Source organism: Pseudoalteromonas sp. T1lg24, assembly GCF_002964745.1.
Classification (GTDB): Bacteria; Pseudomonadota; Gammaproteobacteria; order Enterobacterales; family Alteromonadaceae; genus Pseudoalteromonas; species Pseudoalteromonas spongiae.
Window position 1 is genome coordinate 1 of record NZ_PQCB01000001.1, and the last position, 17,308, is coordinate 17,308.

A 17,308-nucleotide genomic window follows, 5' to 3' on the forward strand; every position below is an offset into this window, starting at 1 on the left:
TCGTTCCCCGTGTTGGTGGAGGCGCATTATAGAGAGATCCGAATTTGGATCAACCCCTATTTCAAACTTTTTTTAGTTTTTTGGATCGTTCGGGCGAAATATGTACAAAACCGCCATAATTTGCAACTTTCGTTACATATTTATCACTTTTAAAGCTGGATAACTTAAGAAGTGACTATTTTTACACCAACGTAAATTAAGCAAAGATCTTTATATAAAGACTTACACCCCAAACAATACCGACGATTAATAGTGAAAAAGTAACCGCAGCTGAACCCATATCTTTTGCGCGACCAGATAAAACATGTCTTTCTGTGCTTACGCGATCAGTTAACGCTTCAATTGCTGAATTTAATAATTCTACAATTAGTACTAATAGCAGCACTGAAACTAACACAGCCCAGTGAATCAAATCTTGAGCCAACCAAAATGAGGCCGGAAACATAACAATTGCTAAAAGCAGTTCTTGACGAAATGCAGCCTCTTCTTTTATTGCCGCTTTTATACCTAAATAAGAACAATAGCTGGCTTTAAATACACGCTGTAATCCGCCGCCATTTGGTTTATTTATTTCGCTCATTTTATTTATCCATAAAAAAACCCCGATAATCGGGGTTTTATATCAAACTTTTAGGTTATTAGGCTACACCGTATTGGTCGCGATAAGCTTTAACCGATGCTAAGTGCTCAGACATATCACCTTTTTGTTCAAGGTAAGTAATAAGGTCAGCTAGCTTAACAATTGAAATTACCTGTGTATTAAAGTCACGCTCAACTTCTTGAATAGCAGATAGCTCAGCTTTACCTTTTTCTTGGCGATCAAGCGCAATCAGTACACCTGATAAATCAGCACCATTTGCAGCAATGATTTCCATTGACTCACGAATAGCAGTACCAGCGGTGATAACGTCATCCACCAGCATGATTTTACCTTCAAGTGCAGAGCCTACTAATGTACCACCTTCACCGTGATCTTTTTTCTCTTTACGGTTAAAGCAGTAAGGCACATCGCGGTCGTGATGGTCTGCTAATGCAACTGCAGTTGTTGTCGCAATTGGAATACCTTTATAAGCAGGGCCAAATAAAACATCAAAATCAATACCAGAGTCTTGTAATGCTGCTGCATAAAAACGACCTAAACGTGCAAGGTCACGACCAGTATTAAATAAACCAGCATTAAAGAAATAAGGGCTAGTACGACCTGACTTTAGTGTAAACTCACCAAACTTAAGCACCTGCTTCTCAAGTGCAAATTCAATAAACTCTTTTTGATAATCTTTCATGTTGTACCCTATTACGCTAATGCTTGCTTTTGCATATCGATGATTTCGCGAATTGAATGTTTAGCTAATTCAAGTAAGTCAGTTAATTCGTCATAAGAGAACGGTTCGCCTTCAGCAGTACCTTGCACTTCAATAAACTTACCTGTCTCAGTCATAATTACATTCATATCCGTTTCAGCTTCTGAATCTTCTAAATATTCAAGATCCGTTACCGCTTCACCGTTATAAATACCCACCGAGATTGCAGCAATCATATGCTTAAGTGGATTTGCGTTGATCATGCCTTTAGTACGCATGTAGGTAAGTGCATCTACTAATGCTACACATGCACCACTAATTGAAGCAGTACGCGTACCACCATCAGCTTGAATAACATCACAATCAATAGTGATTGTATTTTCGCCAAGCGCAGCTAAGTCAACTGCTGCACGTAACGAGCGTGCAATAAGGCGTTGGATTTCCATAGTGCGGCCACCTTGCTTGCCTTTTGCAGCTTCACGACCACAGCGGCTATGAGTAGAACGCGGCAACATACCGTATTCGGCAGTGATCCAACCTTTACCTTGGCCTTTCATAAAACGCGGCACACCAGCTTCAACTGTTGCAGTACACAATACCTTGGTATTGCCAAACTCAACTAATACTGAGCCTTCAGCATGCATTGTATAATTACGAGTAAAAGAAACTGGGCGAATTTGGTTAGGCGTTCGTTCACTAGGACGCATTGGATATCCTCACTATTCAAGATTTGGCATATTATAAGAACTAATTGTTCGAATCGCTATGGGAAAAGTCATAAAAGGCACAGTCTTTATATTTTTATCAGATAAAATTTACTGTAAGCTGCTTAACAACTTCCGCTATAATGCGACCAAGCATAAATTATCATTTCTAAAAACTTAGGAAACCGCACATGATCCATAGTATGACAGCCTACGCTCGCCATGAAGTTAAAGGTGACTGGGGTAACGGCGTTTGGGAAATTCGCTCTGTTAACCAAAGATACTTAGAAACCTTTATTCGTCTACCAGAACAATTTAGAGCACTAGAGCCTGTTATCCGTGAAAAACTACGCAAGCAATTGCAGCGCGGTAAAGTAGAAGTGTCACTTAAGTTTAATGCCAACCCTGCACATGTTGGCGAGATGAAAATCAATCAAGCGTTAGCTAAGCAAATTATGAAAAATGCAACTTGGCTACAAGAACAAATTGATGGCGAAATCAGTCCGATGGATATTCTGCGTTGGCCTGGTGTTATGGAAGCTGAAGAAATGGATATGGATTCAGTGCAAACAGAATTGCTAAGTGGTTTTGATAAAACTGTTTCTGATTTTATTGATGCGCGTGGTTCGGAAGGTGCAAACCTTGAAACCATGATAGATACCCGTTTAACCGCGATTATTGATCAAGTTGAAATTGTAAACGGACAAATGCCTGAAGTAATGAAATGGCAGCGTGAAAAATTAACGAACCGTTTAGAAGAGTTAAAAACAGAGATTGACCAAAACCGCCTTGAGCAAGAACTAATTTACCTTGCACAAAAGCAAGATGTTGCTGAAGAACTTGATCGTCTGCAATCGCACGTTAAAGAAACCCGTAAAATCCTGAAAAAAGGTGGCGCATGCGGCCGCCGTTTAGATTTTATGATGCAAGAGTTTAACCGTGAAGCAAATACACTCGCATCAAAGTCTATCAATACTGAAGTCACCAACGCAGCGGTTGAGTTAAAAGTACTGATTGAACAAATGCGCGAGCAAATCCAAAACATAGAATAAACTCTTTTTACATCTACTCTATCGAAAAAGCCAATCGAACACCGATTGGCTTTTTTTATATTATTAATAAATCTTGCAATTTTTTCCTTAAAACCTCGCTCTAGCTATAAACGGGTCTAAACTTACTTTTAGCTCATAAAATCACTTTTCAACATTAACAATTAATTTGAAATGAGCTTGGCATTACATGGGGAAAATCTTTTGAGGTACTTATTACTTTTAATATCAGCGGTTACTACATTTAGTGAAGCTAATGCACTCGAGCTCACGGTGAACGTCGTTGATAAAAATAATAACGCTGTAAATAAAGTCGTCGTATTTGTAACGCCAAAAGCTGGGGTCGCCGATTTACCAAGTAACAACCAAAAATTGGTCATTGATCAACAAGGTAAAAAATTTACGCCATATATTACCGTGATGCAAAAAGGGCAAAATGTTGTTTTCTCAAATAAGGATGATATTACCCATCATATTTACTCTGTGTCAGGTAAAAATCGATTTGAATTTAAGTTAAAAGCGGGTGATTCAAAGCATATCTCTGATATGAGTGCAGCCGAAGAGGTTGCAATGGGATGCAACATTCATGATTGGATGAGTGGTTACATATTGGTTGTCGACACACCATATTTTACTAAAACAAACACAAACGGTAGCGCCGTATTTACAGTAAAAAACTCAGGCCAATATGATATTTCAGTTTGGCATCCTCAACTTGATACACCATCACATCAAATAACCCAAAGCCATTTGCTAAGCACAGATAAAAAAACACTGACATTAACCCTAACCAAACCACTATTACCTATTCCCAAACAAGTTGGGCAAGAAGAATTTGAATTTTTAGAAGAGTACTAATCAACTATGAGACTTTTCAAAGTGCGCAGTTTACAAAGTAAAATTTTAATATTGTTCTTATTTTTACTATTGCTCGTGCAACTGGTTAGCTTCTACTTTACCTATCACACCAATGTAAAGCTTGAGAGTACCCAATTAAATAATCGCTTAAACAATGCATCTAATATATTTGAAACACAGTTTAATAATCGCCGCTATTACCTCTCTGCATTTGCTGAAACAGCAGCAAAAGATTACGGCCTAAAATCTGTGTTAGACGAAGATACAAAAAGCTTTTTAGTTGCCCTAAACAATCACCGAAAACGCATTGATAGTGACCTTGCAATGGCAATCAATAGCGAAGGAATCGTTTTTGCGCAGCTAGTTACTTACACAAACGATGATGGAATAGTAAAAGTGCGAGTGGGCAAAGGACAAGGTGAACCTTTTAGCCAACCCACCAGCTTTTTACAGCAAGAAACGGCACAACTGGTCTTTATTGACGATTTACTTTATCAACTGAGCTTTGCACCTATTAAAAGTGGCTCTCGCATTGTTGGTTGGGTGGGTTTCGGTTATTTGATTAATAACGCACTTGCTAATGAACTCGCTACCTTGACCGATGTAAACATTGGTTTTGCCAGTTTTGATGGTAAACACTACCAAGTTATTGCCAGCTCAGATGAAGATAATTACCCAATAAAAGCAGATGTATTTAAACGCATAATTGCCAATACAGAACACCAATATTTATATAACCGAATAGAACTTGGCAATACCGACAATGGATATATTTCAGCGGTGCTTTTTGAGTCTCGTGCAGATTTATTAAAAAGCATTGATATCCAATGGCCGCGACTAGCTTTACTGGTTTTTATTACGGTGCTTTTATCGACGTTTGGCGCTATTGCCATAGCAAGAGGCATTACCCGACCAATTAAAAGCCTGATAAGCCAAGTAAAATCAATTTCCAAAGGTAATTACGACGGAATCGTAAATGTATCGGGTAGCCGAGAGTTAAAACAACTTTCAAATGAATTTAATGACATGACAAAAGCGATTATCTCGCGAGAGCAAACAATTAGCTTTCAAGCCTTTCATGACCAACTAACGCATTTACCTAATCGAAATGCACTTGTTACTGCAATAGAAAAACGTCAAACATCCAAGCATGACTTTTTAATTGTACAACTGAGTATTTTAAGAGCAGAGGAAATCGCCGAAACCCTCGGTTATCAGGCGAGTGACTATGTCATCAATGAGGTTGCAAATCGTATTGAAAACACACCACATGACTTTGATTGTTATCACTTAGGTAACGAGAATTTTATACTTCTAATTGAAAACCAAAACATCGACGCATTAATCGACACATTGCAATCAGCATTAACAATGCAATGCCAATTTCAAAACATTCATCTGCACCTGCAATTTACCTTTGGTGTTGTTGTTGCGTCACAACACCCAAACTGTTCTGTGGCCGAATTATTACAAAAATCCAACGTGGCAATTCAACGCGCCAAAAACAACAAAAAAGCATTCCAAATTTATGACCCAATTTTTGACCAAAATGCCATTGAGCGCCTGTTCTTAACCAATAATTTGCGAACAGCCATCGAACAAGACCAACTCACTCTGTTTTTTCAGCCAAAGCTTTCGTTAAAAACAATGGAGATAAGTCACGTTGAAGCCTTAGTAAGATGGCAACATCCTGAAAAAGGCTTAATTCCACCAGATAGTTTTATTAGCATTGCAGAAAAAACCGGGCAAATGGATGCGTTAACTCGCTGGGTAACGAATGCGGCAATTAATCAATATTTGGCATGGCAATCAAATGGAATCCACATCAACATTGCAATAAATATTTCTGCCGAAAATATATTAGATAAGTCCTATCCAGATTATGTAATCTCGTTAAAACAACAACATCAATTAACCGATTGCGCGATTACTTTAGAAGTTACCGAAGATGCCGTAGTGGATGATCCTGAAAAGGCAACCGAGGTATTGAACTACCTAAATCAAAGCGGCTTTAAATTATCGATAGATGATTACGGCACGGGATATTCTTCACTCGCGCAATTAAAACAACTGCCAATGCAAGAGCTAAAAATAGATCGGTCCTTCGTACAGCATTTGCTCGATAATGAAAATGATCAAATCATTGTTAAATCAACCATTGAACTTGCGCACAATATGGGGTTGTCGGTTGTTGCGGAAGGTATTGAAGACGAAGCCACATTACTATTTCTTCAATCTCAAGGGTGTGAATTAGCACAAGGATACTTTATTAGTAAACCATTACCCGCTCATGAATTTGAGGCATGGTTATCTCAATCTAACTATAAAAAACAGACGAAAACACATGCGAAAGTACTTGATTAAAAGCCTTCTATCGATTTCCCTTTTGTGCGCAAGTAGCCAATTATTGGCCGTAGATGCAAATATAAAAGGGCTAATTGATTTAAGGGCTTATCATGTAACAAGCGATGATAGTAATAGCTATTTAACCGGTGATTATGGAAAATTTCGCTTTGACGATGGCCTTGGAATAGCACTCGGGCAGTTAGGTGCCCATCTTAATTTGGAATTTAATTCAACATGGTCTGCAACATTAATCACTAACGCATTTGCTAACAAAGGTAATAGTGCTATTGGTATAACCGAAGGCTTTGTTAGTTACAAAGGCCTGCCTTCAAGCAATGGCTGGCGAATAAAATCAAAACTCGGTGTTTTCTATCCAACGATTAGTTTTGAAAATGTAGCTACTGCCTGGTCTACCCCCTATACATTAACCTCTAGCAGTTTAAACAATTGGGTTGGTGAGGAACTTCGAAATACAGGCATAAACCTATCACTTGAAAAGTTGGGGAAATTCTCAGGTTCAAAGCATAATTTTTCAGGCGATATTTCGCTGTTTAAAAACAACGATCCTGCAGGTGCAATGCTAGCGTGGCACGGTTGGACTGTTGGTAGTCGCCAAACCTTGCTACATGAAAAATTAATTGTACAAGATTTTCCCGCACGCCAACAAAAACTCGCTGCACAAGCCGCTGAATCAGACCCTTTTTTAGAACTTGATGACCGCTTTGGTTTGCATGTTTCAGCCAATTGGAAGTATGCAAATAAACTTAAATTTAACTTAGGCTATTACGATAACTTTGCTAAAGAAGGTGTGGTAGAAAACGGCCAATACACATGGACAACAGAATTTATTCATTTAGCGTTGAAATACCGTTTTGCGAAAGAATGGGAAGTCATTGCCCAGTATATGAAAGGCAATACTTACATGACATCACCATACCAAGAAAAAGTGGTCGATAATGATTTCGACAACGCATTTGTAATGTTACGTCATTTTTGGTCAAACCATCATATTGCAGCACGTTTTGAGCACTTTAATGTGGATGATTTAGATAACATTTGGGGTGATAACAACAACGAGCAAGGTAATGCCTTTTCACTTGCTTATCGCTATAAGCTCTCTAAACAATCATTTATTCTAACTGAGTATAACTATATCGATTCAACACGCCCTTCGCGCTGGTACGTAAACCAAGCGGTAGATAAAAAAGAAAGCCAATATCAAATTGGTTACCGCTATTACTTCAAACATTAAACGTGAATTATTCGCCATATAAACGCATTGTGCTATCAAAATACATGCCGAGCCCAGCAGTAAATAACCAACATCCCCATAAACTATGCTCAACAGCCACTAACAAGGTGCTACGCGAATGAATATAGGTAAATGAAAATACTAAACCTGCAATAAAGGCCCCCACTACCGCAATCCAATTCGCAAATAATAGATGCGCTAATGCAAAACTTGTAGCACTTAAATATGCACGTAGCTGCTTACTTTTAAAGACTCGTTTATAGCGATGAAACATAAAGGTACGAAAAATTACTTCCTGCGGCCAGGCTGAAAAAATAGGGTAAAGAATTAACAGCAAGAACCACCATTTAGTTTGTTGCGTGGGTAACGTAAAGAACCATTGCGGGGTAAAATACCAACTAGCTATCATCATTAATAGCGCTGCGACTAAAAAAGTAGCAACTACTCTATCGAGCGATAATTTAAGCTGCACCGGATTCCAAAGGCGAAAACGCTTAAAACGCGGATCACTTAACAACAGTAAAACACACCACCCGACTACCGATACCAAAAAAAGCAGTAAGTAAGGCGCAATCACATCGCGTACAAAATATAAAAATACGGGTAAACAAAAGAATAAAAATACAAATTCGCAAATCAAAATGCGTTTGTAATAATGCTTAGGCGCCCAACGGGTAGGATCGAGTTTCAATAGGTGTACCCCCTAAATAAAAGTTTAGATTGGTCGCTAAATCATGCCATGAAAATTAGATTAAACTTTTACGAAGCTACCTTAAAACTTAACCCGCATTGCAATTACCGTTACAATGTACGGCTAACAATTAAAGAATGAGTTTCAATCAATGGATTTATATTACGTTGCCGCGTGCCAAGTAGACCAAAAAAACCCGCTTAATCGGGATGAAATGCATAGAAATACGCAACGCGTGTTAGAGCTAATGGAACAGGCCGTAAACGGATACAAACCATTCCATGATATTAAGTTGATTGTTTTTCCTGAATTTGCTCATGCTGTTCCTGTCTATGAGAGCGCTGAAGAAATTCTTGAAAAGTTAGCTGTGCCAATTCCCAATGAACACACAGACAAAATAGCAGAAAAAGCAAAAGCGCTTGGTGTTTATGTACAAACAGGTAGTTTTTTGGAAGTAGATGAGCGCTGGCCTGACCGTGTTTTTAATACTACTTGTTTAATTAGTCCTGAAGGTGAAATCCTCTCAAAGTATCGAAAAGTAAACCCTTGGATCCCATTTGAAGTTCACTCAAGTCCGCATGACATTGAAAATTACCCCGATGATCCATTACCTGTTGTTGAAACTGAAATAGGTAATTTAGCGGTAGCGACTTGCTATGATTGGATGTTTCCAGAGGTCACACGAGAGTTAACGCTCAAAGGTGCCGAAGTCCTTATTCGCATTTCAGCTTATATGGATCCTTGGGGTGCAACACAACCTATGGATTGGTGGACTGTTATTAATCGCTGTCGAGCAATTGAAAATATGAGTTATGTCGTTGCAGCGAATCAAGGCGCTAAAGATTACCCTCCCTTTACGTGGCCAGGAGGCTCTATGGTAGTTGACTATGATGGTCGAATTTTAGCAGAGGCATCACCAGGTCCTGGAGAACGTATTGTTGTTGCGCCAATTAATATCGCAGCTCTAAGAAGTGAAAGAAAACGAAGAGCTGGCCATAGTATGCCTACTCACCTAAGAACAGAGCTATACCAAGCACAAAAACAACCTATTTATCCTAAACACAGCCCAACGCAAGATATTAACTATGACAGCCTAAGCAGTTCTATCGCAAAAGCACAAAGCGTGTCGCCATTTATCAAAAAATAAATACAGAATATTTATAATAAGAAGAATAAAATGAACATATCCCCACCAAAGCGCAAAAGAATTGATGCTGTTGGCCCTAAACTAAAAGTGTTACTCGTCGCGCTTCTGGTTGCGTTTTCACTACTAATGATTAACTCTGTTTTTCTTGGTAGTGTGACTTTTTTTGAATGGCTGAATCAAACAGTCTACCAAGATTATTTCTATCAATTAATGTTTTTAGGGCACATAACCCTTGGATTAATTTGCATTATTCCTTTGCTGTTATTTGGAAGTTTACATTTTAAAAATACTTTTCAACGAAAAAATAAACGCGCCATTTATGTTGGCATATTTCTTTTTGCTGCATTAATACTAATGGCCTTGTCGGGATTATTATTAATTCGTTTTGATTTCTTTTCAATTAAGCATCCTAGCGTAAGAAGCCTTAGTTATTGGCTTCACGTGGTACTGCCTTTTGTTTGTATATGGCTATTTGTATTACACCGTTTGGTAGGTCCAAAGATCAAATGGCGAATCGGTGGGTTAGTATCTATTGCTGCAATTGTTATCTCTTTAATTGTAGCTGTTTGGCAAACACAAGATCCACGTCAATGGAATCGCGTCGGCCCTGAATCTGGTGAACAGTACTTTTTCCCTTCCCTATCACGCACCAGCACCGGAGATTTTATTCCAGCAAAAGCACTTATGCAGGACCAATACTGCTTGTCATGTCATAGCGATATTCATGAGCAATGGCAAAATAGCGCACATAAAATGAGCTCGTTTAACAATCCAGCTTACTTATTTTCAGTGCGTAACACCCGTGAGATGGCTATTCAACGAGATGGCGACGTTCAAGCTGCACGTTTTTGTGCAGGCTGCCACGACCCTGTTCCGTTTTTTAGCGGTGCATTTGATGACCCTGATTTTGACGATGTAAACCACCCAACGGCACAACAAGGTATTACATGCACCAGTTGCCATGCGATTACGCATGTCAATAGCAGTAAAGGAAATGCCGATTACACCATAGAAGAGCCTCTACATTACCCATTTGTTTACTCTAATAATCAAATTCTGCGTTGGGTGAATGCGCAACTGATAAAAGCCAAACCAGAAATGCACAAAAAGACATTTTTTAAACCGTTACATAAAACGCCTGAGTTTTGTGCTGGTTGTCATAAAGTTCATTTACCAAAAGAGTTAAACAAATATAAATGGCTTAGAGGCCAAAATCACTTTGATAGCTACCATTTAAGCGGTGTATCAGGTCACGGTGTTACCAGTTTTTACTATCCACCGAAAGCGGATAACAACTGTAACGGGTGTCACATGCCAGCGGTTGCATCGAATGACTTTGGCGCTAAATTTTTAGATGATAGCAATCAACTAAAAGTGCATGATCATATGTTCCCATCAGCTAATACTGCACTACCTCACTTAAAGGGGTTGCCACCACTAACTAACGAAAAACATCGCCAGTTTTTACAAGATGTAATGGAAGTTGATATTTTTGGTGTACGTGAAGGTGGTGAAATTGACGGGCCTCTTTTGGCACCACTTGAGAAACAAACTTTAAAGTTAGAAGCAGGGAAAACCTATTTGTTTCAAGTTGTGGTAAGAACATTAAAAATGGGGCACTTATTTACTCAAGGAACTGCTGATTCTAACCAAGTATGGCTAGAGTTAGTTGCTAGCAACGGTAATAAAGTGATTGGCCGCTCTGGTGGTATTGAAGAGAACGAAAAAGCAGTTGATCCTTGGTCACATTTTATTAATGCCTATGTACTTGACCGCAATGGTAATAAAATTGACCGACGCAATGCAGAAGATATATTCGTCCCCTTGTATAACAATCAGATCCCGCCAGGAGCAGCAGATGTAATTCATTACAAAATAACGCTTCCTGAGTCTCTAGAAGGCGATTTCAAGCTGACTGCGAGACTAAATTACCGCAAATTCAACACGCCATACATGCGCTTATTTATGAATGATAAGTTCACTACCAATGATTTACCCGTAGTAGAGCTTGCAAAAGATGCCGTTGTTATTTCTACCTCTGAAAGCAAAGCCATTGAAAAGCAAAACCAAACTAAACGACCAAATTGGATGCGTTGGAATGATTACGGTATAGGTTTACTGCGCAAACCTAAAAAGTCCCAATTTAAGCAGGCTGAACATGCATTTAAACAAGTTTCAGGTAAAGGTAAAGGACTTGCTGAACTCAACCTTGCGCGAATTTACTATCAAGAAGGTCGACTAGAGCAAGCATCTGACGCATTAGCAAGAGCCGCAACAAATGAATATCCTGCTTGGCCTTGGACTGTAACCTGGTTTAGTGCACTGATAGACAAACAAAATGGTTATTTTGATCAAGCAATTAATAATTTCGAACGCTTATTAAATACTGATTTTAATGATGCAAAAGCGCGTGATTTTGATTTTTCAGAGGACTATCGCGTATGGGTAGAATTGGCTCAAACTTATATTGAAAGAGCTAAAACTCATCGCAGCCAACAAGCTGAAGCGGCCAAGCAAGCTGATTTTACCAAAGCAAGAGAAGCGCTTTATACAGCATTAAAATTTGATGTTGAAAACCATCAGGCTTATTACAATTTATATGTTATTGCCAAATTAACTCAGGACCATGAAAGTGCTGAAAAGTATCGTAATTTGCATGAAAAGTATCGACCAGATAATAATGCAAAAGATACTGCAATAAGCGCACACCGGGTAAAAAATCCAGCTGCAGATCACGCTGCTGCGCCAGTGGTTATTTATGATTTAAATAGACCAACAATATACACCGAACAAATCACTACTCTTAAGCCTTTAGAAGAAAAATAAATGAAACAAAACGAGCAACTCGACATTCAAGATGATGAAATAATTGCAAAAGCATTTAAAGGCTCCATCATCGCATTTGCAGTTATCGGGTTCTGCGCCCTGATCATTTGGTTGTTTACTCGCGACTCAAGCGAAGTCAATACGGTGACAAATAATATTGCAGTTGAAACCCCAAAAACTGTCTCTATAGATACGACACGCGTTCCGCCTAACGCAACGTTCGAGGATATAAGCGACAGTGCTGGAATTAAGTTTATCCATAATAACGGGGCAACCGGAGATAAACTTCTACCAGAAACTATGGGAGGGGGTGTTGCATTTTTTGATTACAATAATGATGGATTTCAAGATTTATTGCTTATCAATAGCAACGACTGGAACGAAAACTCAGATAGCCCTAAGTCCTCAATCACCTTGTACAAAAACCAAAATGGCAAACACTTTGTCGATGTATCTAACGAGCTTGGATTAACTCAACAGTTTTACGGCATGGGGGTGGCAATTGCAGATTACGATGGTGATGGTGATGGTGACATTTTTATCACTGCTGTAGGTCATAATTTACTACTGAGAAACGACAATAGCTATTTTACCAATGTAACAAAAAGCGCAGCTGTTGAAGGTGGAAAAAATGAATGGAGCACAAGTGCGGCATTTTTTGATGCTGACAATGATGGTGATTTGGATTTATTTGTAGCTAATTACGTTGACTGGAATCGTGACATTGATTTTGAGGTAGATTATCAACTGACCGGAATAGGGCGAGCATACGGACCACCAACTAACTTTGCTGGTCAGTTTGCACGTTTTTATTTGAACCAAGGCGATGGAAGATTTATCGATTACTCTGCGCAAAGTGGCATTCAGATTACCAGCCCTGAACTCAAAAAAGCTATCGGAAAATCACTAGCCATTCGCCCTATCGATATCAATAACGATCAGTTAATCGATTTAGTTGTTGCTAATGACACTGTGCAAAACTTTGTATTTGAAAATAAAGGCAATGGTCAATTTGGTGAGGTGGCCGAAATAATAGGTCTTGCGTTTGATCGAAATGGCCATGCAACGGGAGCTATGGGAATTGATGCTGCTTGGTATTTAAATGATAATACCTTAGGTTTCGCCATCGGTAACTTTGCAAACGAGATGACATCATTTTATGTTGGTGAAACTGAATCATCTTATTTTAGTGACCAAGCAATTATTGATGGTATTGGCCCTGCTAGCCGTAAAGCATTGACCTTTGGGGTGCTGTTTTTTGATTTTGACCTTGATGGATATACCGATTTATTTCAAGCGAATGGGCATGTAGAAAGTGAAATTAATCGTGTTCAGTCAAGCCAGCAATATAAACAAGCAAGTCAGTTATTTTGGAACTGCGGTCCAACTTGTAACAAGCCCTTTATTAACTTGGAATTAGCTGCTGACAACCCCTTAGCAAGTCCAATGGTTGGCCGTGGTGCTAGTTTTGCTGACATTGATAATGATGGCGATCTCGATCTTGCAATTACACAAATTGCAGGACCTGCTCGACTATTAATAAACCAACAAAATAGCAACCATCAATGGTTGCAAATCAAGCTATCTCAAGCAGGGCTTAACCGTGATGCGATTGGAGCCAAAGTAACACTATCTCTTTCCTCTGGTGAGGTACTTACCAGAGATATCATGCCGAGTCGCAGTTATTTATCGCAAGTGCCAGCAATTGCCTATTTTGGTTTAGGTCCTTCGCCAAAAATAGACGCTATTAGCATTACTTGGCCTGACGGTGTAACACAGACCATTGCTAATAACTTAGCACTCAATAAGTTACACGTGATAAGCCGCTAACGAAGTACATGTAAAATTTACAACCGATTACTCAAAGCGCGTATTATATTTGCTGTGAAGTTTATTACGCGCTTTAGTTTCCTCACCTGGGAGTGGCCCTACCGTGCTTGTGTCTTCAGTATACATATCCATATCTTTCACCCAACCTTTTGAAGATAAAACATAAACACGTTGCCACCCTGCTTTAAGCGGAGCTTGTGTTGCAGCAAATTGAAGGCGGATCCCTTCACCTGGGCCAATAATTGCAAGTGCACTGTCATGTTCTTTAACCAGCTCAGTTACATCACCAAGTTGAGAATAGTAACCTGTTGGGTATCTTGTGTCCCAAATCGGTTGAGATTGTTCAAAATCATAATGCGGTCTTTTCTGCGCTAGAGTCGAACGTTTAGCAAAACCAAACTCTTCTGCACTTGCAGCTAAAAGAGGCGCTTCACGTTTAATCGCCGAATTTGCTGTGCTACTTTGTTGCTCGAGCGACTGACCGTAGACTAAACCAATACGGTCCCAAAAAATCTCCATTCTGGCTGATAAGCGAATTGCATCTACTCCATTTGGTAGATTGAGTAACGGTAAACTCATTTGCCTTGGCATACCTGCTGGGTAACCAAAATCTGTATAGAGCATATGCCATTGTCCATCCTGAGTTCTTACCTCAAGACTTGCTGGCTTATAGACTTCACCTGCTTGCCAAGCTGAAAAGCTGGTTTGAGAATAAGGATATTCCACCCACCCATCTATTAATAGATAAGGATTATTAGTCTCATTAATTGGCTCAGAAAAAGTCACTGTTAGTTGATGCGCTTCTTTCGTCAATCCTAAGAAACGTTTATCCGCCTCTGGTATTGGTGCAGCAATATTATCTCTAAGCAAAATGCTGTTAGTAACATCTTGGTGCTCACCATTAAATGCGTTTAGTGGAGAAATAAAGTCTTGATATACAAATGCTTCACCCGTTGGGAATGGCGCATTAATACCCATTCTCTCGTCGAGTGCTAAGTGCCATCCTGGAGGTAACTCATAGACCTCTAAACGGGCATTATCTAGGTACATAACCTCTTCCATTGGCTCTGTTAGCAATAACTCATATACGCCATCTTTACTTTTCAATAAGTTATTTGGCAACATAAAGTTTTCCCAAGGGCGAGGCTCTGCATACTGCCCTGGCCCTATAGCAAAACCAATACCAGCAACGCCGAGAATATCGCTAACATATTCAAACTTTTCGCCATTCCATACAAATAGCACCGGGCAACTCGCTAACTGGCGCTGAGTTTCTGTAATGTGATGACCCCCCGGTTGCAAATTAAGTTCCGTTTGGTAAACACCATCACTCCATTCTAAGGCAACAAAATCAGCAGAACTTTTATTTCCTATACCAATTATAACTGGCTGCAAACTTTGACCCGCTGATGAACTTTGTTTGAAAGTGTTAGTTAAGGTCCAACGAGAACCAGTTCGCAGCGCAATCTTGGTACCGATACCAGATGCATTCGAACGCATACCATCTGCATCTTGCTCAAGGCCAGAAACACTCAAGGTAACAAACTGATTGACACTTTCATTTGAATGCCAAAGTACAAGATCATTCTGAGACGTTAACGCAGCAATCGTTGGACCATTAGAAGCTGATAAAGCAAGAGGCTGGAAGTTAACAATAGGTGCTGACGATTTAGCTTCAAATACCACAGTCGCAGTATCATCTTTAATCGTAAATGCAGCCCAGCCTGAGGAGGTCGTTACTAATAGTGCTAATTCACCCTTACCAACAACATCCGCAACAGCTAAATGTAAGTTGGCATCAGTCGCTAGCGTTATTGGCAATTTTATATGAGTTTGTTGATAACCACCTTGCGCTTGGCGATGCCAACTTAATAGCTGACCATTTTCATTGATAGTATAAAGCTCAATATACCCATCACTATTAATGTCTGCGGCAATTGCATTCTCGATTGATGAATTGGTTAAGGAATCTCCAAGCTCGCCAACTTGGTAATGCCATAGCAAATAATTATCAAGTAAGAGGTGCTGGTTATTAGCTGTTAATAATAAGATATCGGTATCACGGTCATTGTCAAAATCCTGAACGATAAAGTCAATGATATTCAATGAGTTAACTTTTTCAGGTAATTTCTCAGAAATATTACTAAATGAGCCGTTTAAGTTGTTGTTTAGCAGTGAAACATTACCCTGTTTATTTACCAACAACAGATCAAGGTCACCATCATGATCGGCATCAAAAAATGCGCCATTTAAAGTATTACTACCATCACCCTCAACGCCTTCAAATGATGAATGTGTGAATTGGCCAAGCGAATCTTGTAGCCAAAGCTGATTTGCACCCTTGCGAATTAAGTATGCGTCGGTATAGCCATCATTATTCACATCAGCCCAGGCAATCGCATTTACGTTATCTACTTTCGCCCAAGGCGCGGAAGATTCATTGAAGCCACTACTTTTATAATTCAAGAATTTAGGTTCTGATGCAAACGTTGCTAATAGGGTTTGATTATTTTGATAGTTAGCGGCAAAGCCAACACTTTTATGACTAATATGGTAAGTACTAGGCTGCTTAAAAAGTGGTGATTTAGATATTTTTTCTTTATTAGTGCGAGTAGCATCAACGGTTTTAACTTCAGCAAGTGGGCCCATTCGCGTGTATTTAATTTCAGCAAGTTGCGCTCTCGGGTTGGTTTTTAACTTTTGAAAAGTCTGCAAATAATCTTTTGCTTTCGCTCTATCACGTAGCTGTTGTGAAGCCTTAAATGCACCATAATAAACACTGCGTAAATATGGGTCGTAATTGATCGCTTTTTGATACCAATCGAGTGCTTGCTGATATTGCTGCTGTTGCGCAAAGCCTTGTGCTAAAAAGTATGCGGCATATGCATCATTCTGTTGTGTATCTAAAACAAACTTAAAATCAATTGCAGCGCTTGCAATATCACCAGCGTGCTGTTTTAGTAAACCTCGAATATAACGTGCTTGTATATTTTTAGGGTTAGTTTGTATTATCTGCTCAATAGCAGCTAAAGCTTGCTCTGTATCACCTTCAAGGTTGCGATTTAACAGTGCAATAATTCGATTTATTTTTACTTGTTGCCACTCTGGATATTTTGTTGCGAGCTCATCAAATGTTGTATATGCCAGTGCATAATCAAATAGGCCCATTTGACCAACACCCAAATTATTTTGCTGGGCCATTTGTTCGTTTATCTTAAATTGATTGGTAACATTAGGTCCGCAACCAACCAAAAAAGTAGCAAGAATAAGTAAACTAAATTTAATACTGTGAAACATATTGGCT

The 17,308-nt window shown here is 39.2% G+C and carries 12 protein-coding genes; 7 read left to right on the forward strand and 5 right to left on the reverse strand.

Going from position 1 to position 17,308, the window contains the following annotated elements; translation table 11 throughout:
- Window positions 1–196: 196 nt before the first annotated feature.
- Genes C2M30_RS00005 through rph form a run of 3 tightly spaced genes read right to left on the reverse strand, consistent with a single transcriptional unit; the run spans window position 197 to window position 2,008 of the window.
- The gene (locus tag C2M30_RS00005; RefSeq protein ID WP_105170221.1) at window positions 197–580 is read right to left on the reverse strand and encodes a diacylglycerol kinase; all 384 of its coding nucleotides are present in this window, start codon (window positions 578–580) and stop codon (window positions 197–199) included.
- A 58-nt stretch (window positions 581–638) separates the two neighbouring features.
- Window positions 639–1,283, reverse strand: a complete 645-nt coding sequence (gene pyrE / locus C2M30_RS00010) for an orotate phosphoribosyltransferase (RefSeq protein WP_038637440.1) — start codon at window positions 1,281–1,283, stop codon at window positions 639–641.
- An 11-nt stretch (window positions 1,284–1,294) separates the two neighbouring features.
- On the reverse strand, window positions 1,295–2,008 hold the full coding sequence (gene rph / locus C2M30_RS00015) for a ribonuclease PH (RefSeq protein ID WP_010561976.1): 714 nt from the start codon (window positions 2,006–2,008) through the stop codon (window positions 1,295–1,297).
- Between the two features lie 188 nt (window positions 2,009–2,196).
- Here rph and C2M30_RS00020 point away from each other — a divergent pair, with 188 nt between their 5' ends.
- From C2M30_RS00020 to C2M30_RS00035, 4 genes are all read left to right on the forward strand, one after another.
- Complete coding sequence (locus C2M30_RS00020; protein WP_105170222.1) at window positions 2,197–3,057, forward strand: YicC/YloC family endoribonuclease; 861 nt, start codon at window positions 2,197–2,199, stop codon at window positions 3,055–3,057.
- Window positions 3,058–3,258: 201 nt separating this feature from the next.
- The gene (locus tag C2M30_RS00025; protein WP_158683281.1) at window positions 3,259–3,912 is read left to right on the forward strand and encodes a hypothetical protein; all 654 of its coding nucleotides are present in this window, start codon (window positions 3,259–3,261) and stop codon (window positions 3,910–3,912) included.
- Window positions 3,913–3,918: 6 nt separating this feature from the next.
- A complete protein-coding gene (locus C2M30_RS00030) occupies window positions 3,919–6,276 on the forward strand; it encodes an EAL domain-containing protein (RefSeq protein WP_105170224.1) in 2,358 nt (785 codons plus the stop codon).
- A complete protein-coding gene (locus tag C2M30_RS00035) occupies window positions 6,257–7,510 on the forward strand; it encodes a hypothetical protein (RefSeq protein WP_158683282.1) in 1,254 nt (417 codons plus the stop codon). Before C2M30_RS00030 ends, C2M30_RS00035 begins: the two co-directional genes overlap by 20 nt.
- 7 nt (window positions 7,511–7,517) lie before the next feature.
- On the opposite strand, the gene C2M30_RS00040 is transcribed toward C2M30_RS00035, so the two are convergent.
- Window positions 7,518–8,201: a CPBP family intramembrane glutamic endopeptidase gene (locus tag C2M30_RS00040; RefSeq protein WP_054980534.1), complete on the reverse strand. Its 684-nt coding sequence runs from the start codon at window positions 8,199–8,201 to the stop codon at window positions 7,518–7,520.
- A gap of 151 nt (window positions 8,202–8,352) precedes the next feature.
- Between C2M30_RS00040 and C2M30_RS00045 the strand changes: the two genes are divergently transcribed.
- The 3 genes from C2M30_RS00045 to C2M30_RS00055 are packed head-to-tail and all read left to right on the forward strand — an operon-like array spanning window position 8,353 to window position 14,004.
- The gene (locus tag C2M30_RS00045; protein WP_105170226.1) at window positions 8,353–9,348 is read left to right on the forward strand and encodes a nitrilase-related carbon-nitrogen hydrolase; all 996 of its coding nucleotides are present in this window, start codon (window positions 8,353–8,355) and stop codon (window positions 9,346–9,348) included.
- Between the two features lie 30 nt (window positions 9,349–9,378).
- Complete coding sequence (locus C2M30_RS00050; RefSeq protein ID WP_105170227.1) at window positions 9,379–12,174, forward strand: multiheme c-type cytochrome; 2,796 nt, start codon at window positions 9,379–9,381, stop codon at window positions 12,172–12,174.
- On the forward strand, window positions 12,175–14,004 hold the full coding sequence (locus tag C2M30_RS00055) for a CRTAC1 family protein (protein ID WP_105170228.1): 1,830 nt from the start codon (window positions 12,175–12,177) through the stop codon (window positions 14,002–14,004).
- A gap of 27 nt (window positions 14,005–14,031) precedes the next feature.
- On the opposite strand, the gene C2M30_RS00060 is transcribed toward C2M30_RS00055, so the two are convergent.
- On the reverse strand, window positions 14,032–17,301 hold the full coding sequence (locus tag C2M30_RS00060) for an FG-GAP-like repeat-containing protein (protein WP_105170229.1): 3,270 nt from the start codon (window positions 17,299–17,301) through the stop codon (window positions 14,032–14,034).
- Between the last annotated feature and the right edge of the window lie 7 nt (window positions 17,302–17,308).